Consider the following 14,051-nt stretch of genomic DNA (forward strand, 5'->3'; position numbering starts at 1 on the left):
CACAACCAGGGAGGAAGACGACGATGAATGCGTTGAGGACATTGGCAGGTGCGGTGCTGGCGTTGTCGCTTGCTGCCGGCGCAGCACAAGCCCAGCAGGTGTTGTTCTGGTCGACACAGGCGCGACCAGTGGAAGAGACACAGAAGATGCGCAGCGAAGTGCTGAAGGGGTTTGACGGCCAGGTCGACTATCAGGTCGCCGAGGACGGGCCCTGGCTCACCCGCCTTCAGGCCGAACTGCAGGCCGGCGCCGGCACCATAGGCGTGCTCGGCGGCCTGCACGGAGACTTCTCCACCGTCGGCGCGAACCTTGTCGATCTCTCTGGCGTCGATCTCGGTGGCGTCAAGGTCAACGAGACCTACAAGAAGCTCGGCATGCTCGGCACCAGCGAGCAGAAGTACCTTCCATGGATGCAGGCCACCTTTCTGATGGCGGCCAACAAACAGGCGCTGCAATATCTGCCGGCCGGCACCGATCTCAACACCATCACTTATGACCAACTGATCGAGTGGGCGAAAAACATCGCTGAAAAGACCGGTTCGCCCAAATTCGGTTTTCCGGCCGGCCCGAAAGGGCTGAAGCACCGTTTCTTCGAGGGTTTTCTCCTTCCATCGTATACCGGCTCGATGGTGACGAAGTTCCGCTCGGCGGAGGCCGAAACGGCGTGGAACAAGTTCAAGGAATTGTGGCAATACACCAACCCGAATTCGACCAACTATGCCTTCATGCAGGAGCCGCTGCTGACCGGCGAAGTCTGGGTGGCATTCGATCACGTGGCGCGCCTCGCCGACGCCTTCAACCAGAAACCCGATGACTTCGTCGCCTTCCCGGCGCCGGCTGGCCCGTCAGGCCGCGGCTACATGCCGGTGGTGGCCGGCGTCGCTATCCCGAAGACCTCGCCCGACATGGACAAGGCCAAGGCGCTGGTCGCCTATATGCTGAAACCGGAAACCCAGATCGCGACGCTGAAGGCGACAAACTTCTTCCCCATCGTCGACGTCAAGCTGCCCGACGACATGCCGGCCTCGGTGAAGGCCTTCAGCCCAGTGATCGCCACCATGACCGGAGCTCCCGATGCATTGCCGGCGCTGCTGCCGATGGGACTTGGCGGCCTCGGCGGCAAGTTCAATCAGATCTACACCGACAGCTTCGAGCGCATCGTGCTCGGCGGCGAGGATGTGCACGGCGTGCTCGACGAACAGGCGACGGCGCTGAAAGCGATCATCGAACAGGCGAAGGCGCCGTGCTGGGCGCCCGACAAGCCCTCGCAAGGCGCCTGCCCGGTCGATTAAGAATCCTCCCGGGCGTCCGGATTTCCAGCGCGCCGGGCGCCCACCCCTTTTGAAGCTTCGAATAGAGAGCGCTCCATGCACAGCAAGGCCCTGCCCTATCTGCTGCTGACACCGGCGACGCTGTTCCTCTGCGTCTTCTTCCTCTACCCGTTCGTGTTGGTCGCCTTCGAGGCGTTAACCCGCGACGGCGGCTTTACGCTCGACAATTTCCGCACCATGGCGGGCAGCTGGAAGTTTCCGGTCACTGTCCGCAATACGCTACTGCTGAGCGTCGTCGTCGTGCCGATTCAGTTGGTCATGGCACTGCTGATGGCAACCGCGGTGTCGCGGCTCGAAACGGGACGCAGCGCCGCGCTTTATATCTTCGCCATTCCGCTCGGCATCTCCGATCTGGCCGCCGGGCTGATCTGGCTCGCCATCTTCGACCAGTCCGGCTTCCTGAACACCTTGCTCTCCAATCTCGGCGTCATCGACAGCCCGGTCATGTTCCTCGGCTACCAGAGCAAGCTGACGATCTTCATCGCCGTGGCGCTGGCCGAGATCTGGCGCGCGACCGCCATCATGATGGTCATTCTGGTCGCCGGCATGGGGCTGATCCCCCGGGAATACTACGAGGCGGCGGAGGTTTTTGGCGCTAGCCCGTGGAAGCGCTTCATCAAGATCACGCTGCCTCTGCTGCGCCCAAGCCTGCAGACGGCGATCATCCTGCGCGTCATCCTTGCCTTTGAGGTCTTTGCCGTGGTTGCAGCACTCGGCGGCACCAATCTGCCGGTGCTGATGGGCGAGACCTACAATTGGCAGTTCACGCTGCAGGACCACAATGTCGCCGCCGCCATGGCGCTGTTCATCCTCGCCATCTCGATCGGTTTCACACTGTTCTTCCTGCGTGTGCTGCGTGTGCCGAAGGAGGCGCGGATATGAGCACCGTCGCGGAGATCTCGATCGCCGCGCCTGAGGCCCGCAAAGCCGGCAATTGGTTGCTGGTCGCAACGGTCATCCTGCTTTGCGTCTGGGTGCTGCTGCCGATCTATCTGCTGATCGTCAACGCGCTGTCGTCGCCGGAAGAGGTGACCGCCTTTCCCAAGCGCTTCTTCCCGTCATTCGATTTCGGCAGCCTTTCTTTCTTCATCAATTTCGCCGGCGTCGCCAAGGCGCTGTGGAACTCCGTTCTCGTCGCTACGCTGACGATGATCCTCTCGATCGGCTTCGGCGCACCCGCGGGCTACGCACTGTCGCGCTTCGATTTCCCAGGCAAGGAAACGTTCCGTTTCCTCGTGCTGATGACCCGCGCCTTCCCGCTGCCGCTGCTGGCGCTGCCGCTGGCGGTGATGTTCATCCGCACCGGCCTCGACGACACCGCGATCGGGCTGGCGCTGGTCCACACCACGCTGGCGCTGCCGTTTGCGGTGCTGATCACTTTCTCGCTGTTCTCCGGCATTCCCGTCGAGTTGGAGGAGGCGGCCTGGACGCTCGGCTGCACGAGATTGCAGGCATTCCGAAAAGTCATTCTGCCGCTGGCGCTGCCGGGCATCGCGGCGTCCGCGGTGTTTGCCTTCACCATCTCCTGGAACGAGGTGTTTGCCGCCGCCGTGCTCACCATCGAGAACCGGACGCTGACCGCCTTCCTGCTGCAGAGCCTTGGCGAATCGCCGCTCTACCTCAAATTCACCGGCGGTGCTGCCTTGGTTATCCCGGCACTGATCTTCATTTTTGCCGTCCGCAAATATCTGTTCGCCATGTGGGGGATCGCCAATCGATGACGCGCACAAAAGAGAACGCCGATGGCTGAGATCGTCATCAAGCAGGTGGCAAAACGTTTCGGCGGCTTCACCGCGCTGCATTCGATCGACCTGACCATCGCCGACCAGGAATTCATGGTGCTGCTCGGCGCCTCGGGTTGCGGCAAGACCACGCTGCTGAGGATCGTCGCCGGGCTGGAAACGCCAAGCCAGGGCGAGGTCTGGATCGGCGGCCGTCGCGTCGACCATCTGCCGCCGCGCGAACGCGGCATCGCTATGGTGTTCCAGAATTACGCCGTGTTTCCGCACCTGACGGTATTCGAGAATATCGCCTTCGGCCTGCGCATGAAGAAGCTGCCGCAGCAGGAGGTCGACGGGCGCGTCAACCGCACCGCCGAGCTAATGCATATCGAACAGCTTTTGAAGCGCTATTCGGGCCAGCTTTCCGGCGGTCAGCGCCAACGCGTGGCTGTGGCCCGGGCCCTGGCGATGGAGCCTGACGTGATCTTGATGGACGAGCCGCTGTCCAACCTAGACGCGCTGCTGCGGCTCGAAATGCGCGCCGAGCTCAAAGGTGTGCTCGCGGCGTCCAAGACCACCACCATCTACGTTACCCACGACCAGGTCGAGGCGATGAGCCTTGCCGACCGCATCGCCGTCATGCATCAGGGCCGTATCGTCCAGGCCGCCTCGCCGGTAGAGGTCTACCGCAATCCGGCGGCCCGCTTCGTCGGCTCCTTCATCGGCAACCCGCCGATGAATTTCATCCCGGCGACGAAGACGGCCGACGGCAGTTGGACCGTCGCCGGGCTGACGCTGCCCGGCCCCAAATCGGACAAGCAGACGATAGAATTCGCCATTCGCCCCGAGGATGTGGACGCCGGCAACGAAGGTATTAACGCCACCGTGCGCGTTGTCGAGCCGCTCGGACCGCACACGCTGGTCACCTGCGACGTCGAGGGCGGCCTGTTCCGCGCCATCCTCGAATCGAATGCCACGGTCGCCGTCGGCGATCACTTGCGGCTTTCGCCCAAACCCGATCGCATCCGCTGGTTCGATCCCGAAACCACCAACGCCCTTTGATCCCCTTCGATTCTGAAAGTACGAACGCCCCGATGATATCTCTTGCTGTCGACGAAACCATCGCCCGCGCCGTCGAGGTGCTCAGGGAAAATGACCAAGGCACCTACACCATACCGACCAAGGGCCTCTACCCGTTTCAGTGGAACTGGGATTCCTGCCTGACCGCGCTCGGCCTTGCCCACTATGACGAGGCGCGCGCCTGGACCGAGATCGACACGCTGTTCGCCCACCAATGGCCAGACGGCATGGTGCCGCACATCGTCTTCCATGTCTGGAGCGACGGCTATTTCCCCGGGCCGGAGGTCTGGCGAACCAATCGCCCGACTGCCACCTCCGGCATCACCCAGCCGGCGGTCGCCGGCTTTGCCGTGCGCCGCTTGTTCGACCAGGCCAAGGACAAGACCCTGGCGGCCGAGCGCGCCCGCGCGCTGTTGCCGAAAATCGATGCCTGGCACCGCTGGTTCTACGAAAATCGCGACCCGGACGGCGAAGGGCTGGTCGCCATAATCCACCCATGGGAGTCCGGTCGCGACAACTCGATCGACTGGGACGAGGCGTTCGAGCGCGTGCCGACCGAAGGCGTCGAGCCCTACACCCGCCGCGACATCCTGCACGCCGATCCGGCGCATCGTCCAACCAAGGCACAGTATGACCGCTATGTCTGGCTGTTGCAGCATTTCCGCGGGCTTGGCTGGGACAATGCCCGGCTGCACGATGCCTCGCCATTCCAGGTCGTCGATCCCGGCTTCAACGCCATCCTGATCCGTTCCGCCGCCGACCTTGCCGATCTCGCCGAGGCACTTGGCGAAACCGAAATCGCAGAAGCCAATCGCGCCCGTGCCGAAAAGGGGCTTTCGGCAATGGAACGGCTGTGGAGCGACGCGCATGGCCAGTACATTTGTTTCGACCGAGTGGCCGGAAAGCATGTTGACAGCGCGTCGGTCGGCGGCATTCTGTCGGTATTTTCGGCCATCCCGGAAAGCCGGGCAGCGACCATCGCTGCAACGATCGAGCGCATCGCCGGCAAAACGCGTTGCATCGTCCCGTCGCACGATCCTGAGGATGGGCGCTTCGACCCAAAGCGCTACTGGCGCGGCCCGGTCTGGCTGGTGGTCAACTACATGATCGCCGACGGCCTTGCCGTCGCCGGCCACAGCCAAATCGCACAACGCATCACGCAATCCAGTCTCGAGCTGATCGCCGAGAGCGGTTTTGCCGAATATTACGATCCCCTCAACGGCGAGCCGCTCGGCGGCAATCGCTTCACCTGGACCGCGGCAATGGTGATCGAGTTCCTGAAGGGCAGAGCCTGAACGCTTCCGCCAAGGCCGCCGGCTACCAAAGCCCGTTCTGTCCGCCGAATAACAGTCGATACTATTTGCGTCTGAGGCACGTCCTGGTCCATCAAAACAGGGCCAAGGCATGCCAATCTTCACCATGCCAGAGCTATAATAATTCTTCACAAACCGCTATCTATACTGCGTCGAGGCGGGGAGAAGCGCGGCTCGCGGCACTTGGCATTCCGGTCTTCGCCTGCACCCCGGATCTGTTTCCGGACATGATGGCGGCGGCACTGCGGCGGGAGGATATCGGCGCCTGGGCGGCGGGAGCCGACATCAAGCTCATTTGCGCCGAGGCTGAGGCGCCTGGGACGCGTGAGTGAGCGTTTGCCTCGGTCCAGAATACTGGGCCGCCCGCAGGTAAGCGCTTGCGGTCAAAGGTTTGACAAATAGCCGGCCGCGCCTATGGTCGACCTGTTACAGGAGCGACGCATGGCGAAGACAACCGGCTGTATTCTTGGCGGGTTTTCCGCACATTTGCTGAACAGTAGAAATCAGCCACGGCCGCTTTCACAGCCCTCGCCCTTCCCTCTCCCGGCCGCGTCGATGCGCCCGGGCCGTTCATGTCCTTGAGCCACATGTCGCAGAAAATTACCGAGCTTCTGTCGCGGCTGGAAAAGCGGCTGGACAGGTCAGCGATTGTCTCGGCTGAGGAGGCCGGACCACGCTACCGGGAAGACCCCGACGGCAAGGACGGCGCGCCGCCGGCGATCGTCTTGCGTCCACGCACGACCGGCGAGGTGTCGGACGTTCTGCGCCTGTGCAACGAGGTCGGGCAAAGGCTCGTCGTCCAGGGTGGCCGCACCGGTCTTGCGGGCGCGGCGCGCATCCAGCGCGGCGAAGCGGTGCTGTCGCTGGAGCGCATGACTTCCGTTGAGGCTATCGACCGCGAGGCGGCGACCATCATCGCCGAGGCCGGCGCGCCGCTGCAAGCGGTGCAGGAAGCCGCCGATGCGGCCGGCTTGCTGTTCGGCGTCGACATCGGAGCGCGCGGCACGGCCACCGTCGGCGGCAATGTCGCCACCAATGCCGGCGGCATCCGTGTGCTGCGCTACGGCATGTACCGGGCGCAGGTGCTTGGGCTGGAAGCGGTGCTTGCCGACGGCAGTATCCTGACCTCGCTCAAGGGTTTGGCGAAGGACAACTCCGGCTACGACCTCAGCCAATTGTTCATCGGCAGCGAAGGCACGCTCGGCGTGGTCACGCGCGCATGCCTGCGGCTGCATCCGAAGCCGGCCACCGAGATCAATGCCTTCTGCGCGCTTGCTTCGCTGGACGCGGCGATCACGTTGCTTGCGCTGCTCAGGCGGAAGCTCGGGCCCTTGCTATCGGCCTATGAGGTGAATTTCGCACCGCTCTATGGCGCCATGATCGCCGGCATGGAGGCGCCGGCGCCGCTGCCGGTCGGCTCGCCCGTCTATGTGCTTGCCGAGATACAGGGCAGCGAGCCCGACCGCGACCGCGAACGTTTTGCCGCGGTGCTGATGCAGGCGGTTGAAGATGGCGTGATCGACGACGTGGTCGTCTCGCAATCGCCGCGCGAATTCCGGGCGCTCTGGGCGGTGCGCGAGGAGGCCAACCGTTTCCTGTTTTCGATGGCAGGCCTGATCGGCGTCGATATCAGCATCCCACTGGCGAGAATGGCGACTTTCCTGGGCGAAACAGAAGCCGTCATCAAGGCCGTCGACCGCAGCGCCGACATCTACGTCTTCGGCCATCTTGGCGATGGCAATCTGCATTATCAGGTTCGCACCGGGGATCCGGCGGCCGCATACGACATCGTCTACCGGCGCGTGGCCGCGGCTGGCGGCGGCGTCTCGGCCGAGCATGGCATCGGCCTGGACAAGAAGGAATGGCTGCACCTTGTGCGCAGCGACGCCGAGATCGCGGCCATGCGGCGCCTGAAAGCAGCCTTCGACCCGAACAACATCCTCAATGCCGGGCGCATCTTCGACCTCGCGCCGGGCTGAAATCGAAGGTGCGTAGCGCTGGCCGGGCGCTGTCTCTATCTGGTCGCGCCCTTCAATTCCGCATGCGCAACCGCGATGCGGGCAGCAAGCGCGGCGTTGTTGCGGACCAGCGCGATGTTGGCCTTCAGGCTGCGGCCTTGCGAAAGCTCATTGATGCGTGCGAGCAGAAACGGCGTCAGTTCCTTGCGCCCGATGCCGCGCTTCTCGGCCTCAGCCACGGCCGCTGCGATCGTGCCGTCGATGAACGCCGGATCGAGCGCGTCCGCTTCGGGAATAGGGTTGGCGACGAGAATGCCGGTGCCGGATTCCATCTCGTCATGCAGCAGCATGGCTCGCGCGATCTCGTCGGGCGTGTCGAGGCGATGATCGGCCTTGAGCCCGCTGGAGCGGGTGTAGAAAGCCGGAAAATCATCGCTCCCATAGGCGATCACCGGGACGCGCTGAGTTTCCAGATATTCCAGCGTCTTCGCAATATCGAGGATCGACTTAACTCCGGCGCAGACCACGGTCGTGCCGGTTTGGCCGAGTTCGGTCAGGTCGGCGGAGATATCGAAAGTGGCTTCGGCGCCGCGATGCACGCCGCCCACGCCGCCGGTCGCAAAAATGCCGATCCCGGCTAACGCGGCGATCCGCATCGTCGCCGAGACGGTGGTTCCGGCCGAGCCGCCGCGCACCATGATGGCGGCGAGATCGCGCCCGGAAGCCTTGACCACGCCCTTTGCCGCTGCCAGCTCTTCCAGCTCACGGTCGTCGAGGCCAACCTTGATCTTGCCGGCGACCACTGCGATTGTGGCGGGCACGGCGCCGTTTTCACGCACCACGGTCTCGACACCACGGGCAGTTTCCAGATTGGCCGGATAGGGCATGCCGTGGGTGATGATCGTCGATTCCAATGCCACCACCGCGCGGCCTTCATCAAGCGCAGCAGCGACTTCATCGTTCAGGTGGACAAGGAAAGGTTTCATATCATCTCGCTTTCAGGCAGGAATGCGGTACATGCCGGCGGCAAGGAAGCGCGGCGACAGATCGGGATGGACGCTGGCTTCGCTCTCGGTGGTCAGTGTGGCAAGCAGCGCGCCGGTGCGCACGGCATGAGCGACCGGCTCACCCGAAAGCACCTTGTACAGTGTGCCGGCGATCATCGCGTCACCGGCGCCGGTGATATCGACGGGCTGCGCCGGGACGGAGTGCATGGTCGTCACACCGCTCTCAGTCGCAACGGCAAATCCATGCGCGCCCACGGTCACGATCACCTCGCCGGCGCCGGCCGCGCGCAGCGCTGCCGCTGCTTCCTCCGGCGTCAGCCGCCTGTCGGCATCCGTCATGCCGAGCATCGTATTGGCCTCGTCATGATTGGTGAACAGAAGATCGATGCCGGTCAGGTCCTTCGGCAGGCGCGCTGATTTCGGCGCCGATACCGTGTCGACGGCGAGCTTGAAGCGCGCACCCTGCTTGCGCGACATCAGTGCCGCGAGGGTCGCGGCCGGCAGATTGCAGTCGATGAACACCCATGTCGCCGAAGCCAGATGCGGCCAGAAGCGGTCGAGATAGGACGACGAAAACAGATCGAATATCTCCATGTCGGCAATGCCGAGCACGAGGTCGTTGTTGCGGTCGAGGATGGCCGCGTATTCCGCCGTCGGCCGTTCCGTGGTGGTGATGATCTGGCTGACATCGGCGCCGAGGTCGCGCAGATGCCGGACCAGTGAGCGGCCGGTTTCATCGTCGCCGACGATCGAGACGAAGCTTATGTCGACGCCGAGGCGGGCAAGGTTTTCGGCGACGTTGCGGGCAACCCCGCCGAAGCTGCGATAGCCGTCGACCGGGTTCGACGTCTCGAAAATCAGATCCTTCTTGGCGTGGTATTTGCGGTCGAGCACCGCGCCGCCGACGCAGACCATGCGCTTGGACGTCGGCAAGACGTAACCACGGCCGAGAATGTATCCCTTGTTGACGAGTTGCACGATGTGGGCCGCAACCGTCGAGCGGGCGATGCCGAGCACCGTTGCTATGTCCTGCTGGCCGGCGAATGGGTTCGCGGCAATGAGGTCGAGAACCGCTTGTTCCTGTGCTCCAAGGTCGTCCATTGTCTCACCCGGCCGGTCGAATTCGAGGCTGAATGTTGATATAACAACAGATGCTGTTGTCAACAGTTGTTTGGACCTGGGCATTTCCGGTCGGGTGCCCACATTTGGTCAGGCCACTTGTGTCGACCTATCGGACGCGCTCGCGCTGAAGGCCCTACGGCGCGGGCATTTCTCCGAGAACAGGGAGCCTTAACGCGAGACTGCGAACACCACTAAGCCTTCAGCACCGAGACGGCCAATTCGCTGTTGTGGACGTATTCGTTGGCGTCAGGCTGCTTCTGCACGAGCAGGATGAACAGCAGGTCGGTCAGCGTCAGTTGTGCATCACGCGCAGTTATCGATGACGAGCGCGCGCGCTCTTCATCGGCGATCGTGTGGAGGCGAATGTCGGCAACCCGGCTCAGCGGATTGTCGCGAAGTCCGGTGACGGCGATCACGGTGGTGCCACGTTTGCGGGCAAGTTCAGCTATCCGCAGGGTTTCGATGCTCGCCCCGGAATAGGAGAGCGCGAACAGCACGTCACCTCTTCCAAGCGTCGAGACATTGGCCATTTGCACATGGCTGTCGCTGTCGTGCAGCACGTTGCGGCCGAGTTTCATCAGCTTGTAGGAAAAATCGCGCGCCACCAGCGAGGATGCGCCGACGCCGGCCAAATGAATGCGGCGCGCACCATTCAATGCTTCGAGGGCCTTGCCGATTTCCTGCTCGGTGTTGGCCGCGACGGTCTGCTGCATCGAGAAAAGCTTGCTGCCGATCAGCTTGCGCAGGATGACCAGATAGCTGTCGCCGACCTCGATCGAACCGTGGATCATGCCGGCCGGCACGTGCCATTCCTGCGACTTGGCCTCGCTGACGGCGAGCTTAAGCTCCTGATAGCTGGAATAGCCGAGCTTCTGGCTGAACTTGACGACGCTCGACTGGCTGCGGCCGATCTCGGCGGCAAGCGCCGCCGTCGACAGGCGGAGCATCTGGTCGGGATTATCGACGATATACTGACCGATCTCGCGGTCGCCGGGCGCCATGACTTCGAGCTTGGCCTCGATCTTCTTCAGGACGGACATGCGTTCCCCCATTACCTGTCATAGACAACGCCAAGCCAAGGAATAAATTATTCCGCCTCTGATTGACAGCCAAGAATGAACCATCAAATCTCGACTGGTGCGGTTGCGGCCCAGCCTTCGGGCATGTCGACGATTCGGACATGAAAAGATCGTAGACTCGCCGACAGCTCGGGATTAGGTCAGAGCCATGGACAAATTGCGGATCGTCGGCGGGCACAGGCTTGAGGGCGCGGTGACGATCTCCGGCGCCAAGAACGCGGCCTTGCCGCAAATAGCGGCGGCGTTGCTCAGCCCCTATCCGCTGCAGCTGACCAACCTGCCTGAGGTGACGGATATCGACAACATGCTTGGCGTCGTCGGCCTTCATGGGGCCGTAGTCACCAGATCGGCGCATGCCGCCACAATCGATACCAGTGCTGCCGCTTCCAGGGAGACAAGCTACGATACCGTCAGGCGCATGCGCGCGACGGTGCTGGTTCTCGGTCCACTGCTTGCCCGCTTCGGCCATGCCCGGGTCTCGCTGCCTGGCGGCTGCGCGATCGGCGCACGGCCGGTCGACATGCATGTCGCCGCACTTGCCGCACTTGGCGCCGATACCGCGATCGAAAACGGACTGATCGTCGCGTCTGCGCCGGGCGGACTGAAAGGCGCGCGCATCGTTTTGAGCTCGCCGTCGGTCGGCGCGACCGAAACGGCGATGATGGCGGCGACGACGGCAAACGGCGAGACCGAGATCCTCAACGCGGCCCGCGAGCCGGAGGTGGCCGATCTTGCCGCCTGCCTGAACGACATGGGCGCGCGGATCGAGGGCGCCGGCACGCACCGCATCCTGATCGGGGGCAGCACAGACTGGCGCGCCGCCACGCACGACATCATCCCGGACCGGATAGAGGCCGGCACCTATGCCGTCGCAGCGGCCGTCACCGGCGGTCAGCTCGAGCTGACCCACGCGCGGCTCGAGCACATGGCATCCGTCGTCCAGCTGCTCGAAGCAGCCGGTGTGAAAATATGGCCGGGCGACCGCGGGCTGATCGTATCGAGAGACGGGCCGCTCAAGGCGGTCGACGTGACGACGGAGCCCTATCCGGGCTTTCCGACCGATCTCCAGGCGCAGTTCATGGCGTTGATGTGCTGTGCCGAGGGCGCTTCGCTGTTGCGCGAGACGATCTTCGAGAACCGCTTCATGCATGTGCCTGAACTAATGCGGCTCGGCGCCAATATCAAGCTGCAAGGCACCATGGCGCTGGTGCGCGGAGGCGAGAAGCTGAAGGGCGCGCAAGTGATGGCGACCGACCTGCGCGCCTCCGTCTCGCTGGTGCTAGCAGCGCTGGTGTCGGAGGGCGAGACGACGATCAATCGCGTCTATCATCTCGACCGCGGGTACGAGCAGTTGGACCGCAAGCTCCGGCTGTGCGGCGCCCAGATCGAACGAATAAGGCAATGAGTGCCGGTCGGGCGTCTCCGCATTATTTCCTGGGCGTCGATGGCGGCGGAACCGGCTGCCGGGCGCGTATCGAAGACGAGGCAGGAACCGTGCTCGGGCAAGGCCTGTCGGGCCCGGCGACAACGCGACTCGGTATAGAGGTGGCCTGGGCCTCGATTGCCAAAGCCTTTGGCGCGGCGATCGAAGAGGGAGGGTTCACGGCGGCGGAAATCGCCAGGATCCGCGCGGGTATCGGTGTTGCCGGCATCGGCCGTAAGGGTGCGCTCGAGGCGTTTCATGGCATCGAACAACCCTTTGCGAGCATCGACTTCGTCAGCGACGGCGTCGCGGCTTGCCTTGGCGCGCATTCGGGTCAAGACGGCGCCATCGTCATAGCCGGGACCGGTTCGATCGGGCTCGGCTTTGTCGAAGGGCGCGACCTGCGCGTCGGCGGCTACGGTTTTCCGATTTCCGATGAGGGCAGCGGCGCCGATCTCGGACTGAAGGCAGTGCAGCTTGCCTTGCGAGCCCATGACGGTCGGCATGAGCGGACGGCGCTGCTGGCCGAGGTGATGCAGCGCTTCAAGGACGATCCGTTCGAGGCGGTGGCCTGGATGGACCGCGCCAGTGCGACGGACTATGCCGCCCTGGCGCCGATGGTGATCCGCCATGCCGATCAGGGCGATCCGGCCGGTCGGCGGATCGTGCAAGGCGCTGCCGAGCAGATCGACACCTTCGTGCGGGTGCTGTTCGAAAAAGGCGCGCCGCGGGTTACGCTGCTCGGAGGGTTGTCCAGCCCGCTTGAGCCATGGCTCGCTCCCGACGTCCGCCGACGGCTGAAGCCGGCCGACGGCGACGCGGTTTCGGGGGCCATAATCCTGGCCAGAAAATCCCTCTGCCGCCAGTGATGCCTTGCTCGCAGGAATATAATATTCCTACTTTCCGTTGACACAGGGAATATCGAATTCTAAAAAGTTAACGAAACAGAACCGGCGCAGCCGGTACGGAGCCGACGGCCAGGTGCAGGCACTGGACGCCGCTTGCTGTGGGCATCACAGTCCTGCTCGCAGTCGCACTTGAAAGTAAGCGAAGTGGTCGAACAAGGGTTGATGTCGGAGCTGGAGCGGCTGGTTTCCGAGGACCGGAACCCGAAAACCATGGACATCGATCTGTTGCCGACCCTCGAGGTGCTGCGCAAGATCAATGACGAGGACAAAGGCGTTGCGGCAGCCGTCGAGAAGGTCATCCCCGATATTGCTGCGGCCGTGGACCGGATCGTGAGCGCGTTCCAGGACGGTGCACGCCTTGTCTATATGGGGGCTGGCACCAGCGGCCGGCTCGGCGTCCTTGACGCCTCGGAATGCCCGCCGACCTTCGGCGTACCCGAGGACATGGTGGTGGGCCTGATCGCCGGCGGCGTCGACGCGCTGGTGCACTCTGCGGAAGGCGCCGAGGACGATCCGAAACAGGGAATAAAGGCGCTGCAGGACATCAAGCTGACCGCCGACGACGTGGTGGTCGGCATCGCTGTCAGCGGACGCACACCTTATGTCATCGGCGGCCTGACCTATGCCAAGGAGGTGGGAGCCACCACCGTGGCGTTGTCCTGCAATCCTCGATCGACCATTGCCGGCATTGCCGATATTGCCATCTCTCCGGTGGTTGGCCCGGAGGTCCTCACCGGCTCGACCCGGCTGAAATCGGGAACCGCGCAAAAGCTGGTGCTCAATATGCTGTCTACCGCCAGCATGATCCGCATCGGCAAGAGCTATCAGAACCTGATGGTTGACCTCAATCCAAGCAACAAGAAGCTTGTCGCAAGGGCGGTCAGGATCGTGATGCAGACGACCGGCTGCGCGGCACAGCAGGCACGACAGGCACTCGACCAGACCGGCAATGATGTAAAACTGGCAATCCTGGTGACGATCACCGGCATGGGTGTCGAAGAAGCACGTAAGGCGCTTGCCAACGCGGGAGGTTTCCTGCGCAAAGCGATAGGCGAAAAGACGGTGTAAAACCGCATGGATACTGGGCCGATGTTCCGGGGCGTGTGTCC

Annotated in this window: 12 protein-coding genes; 9 read left to right on the forward strand and 3 right to left on the reverse strand. The window is 63.3% G+C overall.

The annotated features are described in order from the left end of the window. Positions 1-23 precede the first annotated feature (23 nt). The 6 genes from NKH60_RS10950 to NKH60_RS10975 all read left to right on the forward strand — a co-directional run bounded on the left by NKH60_RS10950 (position 24) and on the right by NKH60_RS10975 (position 7,424). Positions 24-1,292 (forward strand): ABC transporter substrate-binding protein, encoded by a 1,269-nt coding sequence (locus tag NKH60_RS10950; protein WP_352872111.1) that lies wholly within the window; start codon positions 24-26, stop codon positions 1,290-1,292. 75 nt (positions 1,293-1,367) lie between these two features. After that, positions 1,368-2,213, forward strand: coding sequence for a carbohydrate ABC transporter permease (locus NKH60_RS10955; RefSeq protein WP_352612234.1), 846 nt, complete (start codon positions 1,368-1,370; stop codon positions 2,211-2,213). Beyond that, the gene (locus NKH60_RS10960; protein ID WP_352612232.1) at positions 2,210-3,052 is read left to right on the forward strand and encodes a carbohydrate ABC transporter permease; all 843 of its coding nucleotides are present in this window, start codon (positions 2,210-2,212) and stop codon (positions 3,050-3,052) included. The genes NKH60_RS10955 and NKH60_RS10960 overlap by 4 nt, the downstream gene beginning before the upstream one ends. Positions 3,053-3,073: 21 nt before the next feature. Beyond that, the gene (locus NKH60_RS10965) at positions 3,074-4,114 is read left to right on the forward strand and encodes an ABC transporter ATP-binding protein (protein WP_352455248.1); all 1,041 of its coding nucleotides are present in this window, start codon (positions 3,074-3,076) and stop codon (positions 4,112-4,114) included. Between the two features lie 32 nt (positions 4,115-4,146). Beyond that, the gene (locus NKH60_RS10970; protein ID WP_352612230.1) at positions 4,147-5,427 is read left to right on the forward strand and encodes an amylo-alpha-1,6-glucosidase; all 1,281 of its coding nucleotides are present in this window, start codon (positions 4,147-4,149) and stop codon (positions 5,425-5,427) included. Positions 5,428-6,032: 605 nt separating this feature from the next. Continuing rightward, positions 6,033-7,424: an FAD-binding oxidoreductase gene (locus tag NKH60_RS10975; protein ID WP_352612228.1), complete on the forward strand. Its 1,392-nt coding sequence runs from the start codon at positions 6,033-6,035 to the stop codon at positions 7,422-7,424. A 35-nt stretch (positions 7,425-7,459) separates the two neighbouring features. On the opposite strand, the gene NKH60_RS10980 is transcribed toward NKH60_RS10975, so the two are convergent. From NKH60_RS10980 to NKH60_RS10990, 3 genes are all read right to left on the reverse strand, one after another. Continuing rightward, entirely contained in the window at positions 7,460-8,389 is a 930-nt protein-coding gene (locus NKH60_RS10980; protein WP_352502990.1) for a pseudouridine-5'-phosphate glycosidase, read from the reverse strand. 12 nt (positions 8,390-8,401) lie between these two features. Beyond that, positions 8,402-9,511, reverse strand: coding sequence for a carbohydrate kinase (locus NKH60_RS10985; protein WP_352502989.1), 1,110 nt, complete (start codon positions 9,509-9,511; stop codon positions 8,402-8,404). Between the two features lie 212 nt (positions 9,512-9,723). Then, positions 9,724-10,572: a MurR/RpiR family transcriptional regulator gene (locus NKH60_RS10990; protein ID WP_352872115.1), complete on the reverse strand. Its 849-nt coding sequence runs from the start codon at positions 10,570-10,572 to the stop codon at positions 9,724-9,726. A gap of 187 nt (positions 10,573-10,759) precedes the next feature. On the opposite strand from NKH60_RS10990, the gene murA reads away from it, so the two are divergent. From murA to murQ, 3 genes are all read left to right on the forward strand, one after another. Then, the gene (gene murA, locus NKH60_RS10995; protein WP_352612225.1) at positions 10,760-12,016 is read left to right on the forward strand and encodes a UDP-N-acetylglucosamine 1-carboxyvinyltransferase; all 1,257 of its coding nucleotides are present in this window, start codon (positions 10,760-10,762) and stop codon (positions 12,014-12,016) included. Then, a complete protein-coding gene (locus NKH60_RS11000) occupies positions 12,013-12,903 on the forward strand; it encodes a glucosamine kinase nucleotide-binding domain-containing protein (RefSeq protein WP_352472242.1) in 891 nt (296 codons plus the stop codon). The genes murA and NKH60_RS11000 overlap by 4 nt, the downstream gene beginning before the upstream one ends. 183 nt (positions 12,904-13,086) lie before the next feature. Further along, a complete protein-coding gene (gene murQ, locus NKH60_RS11005; RefSeq protein WP_352542256.1) occupies positions 13,087-14,010 on the forward strand; it encodes an N-acetylmuramic acid 6-phosphate etherase in 924 nt (307 codons plus the stop codon). The last annotated feature ends 41 nt before the right edge of the window (positions 14,011-14,051 follow it).

Origin of the sequence: Mesorhizobium sp. M1006 (assembly GCF_040318825.1) — a bacterium.
In the GTDB taxonomy this organism is placed as follows: domain Bacteria; phylum Pseudomonadota; class Alphaproteobacteria; order Rhizobiales; family Rhizobiaceae; genus Mesorhizobium.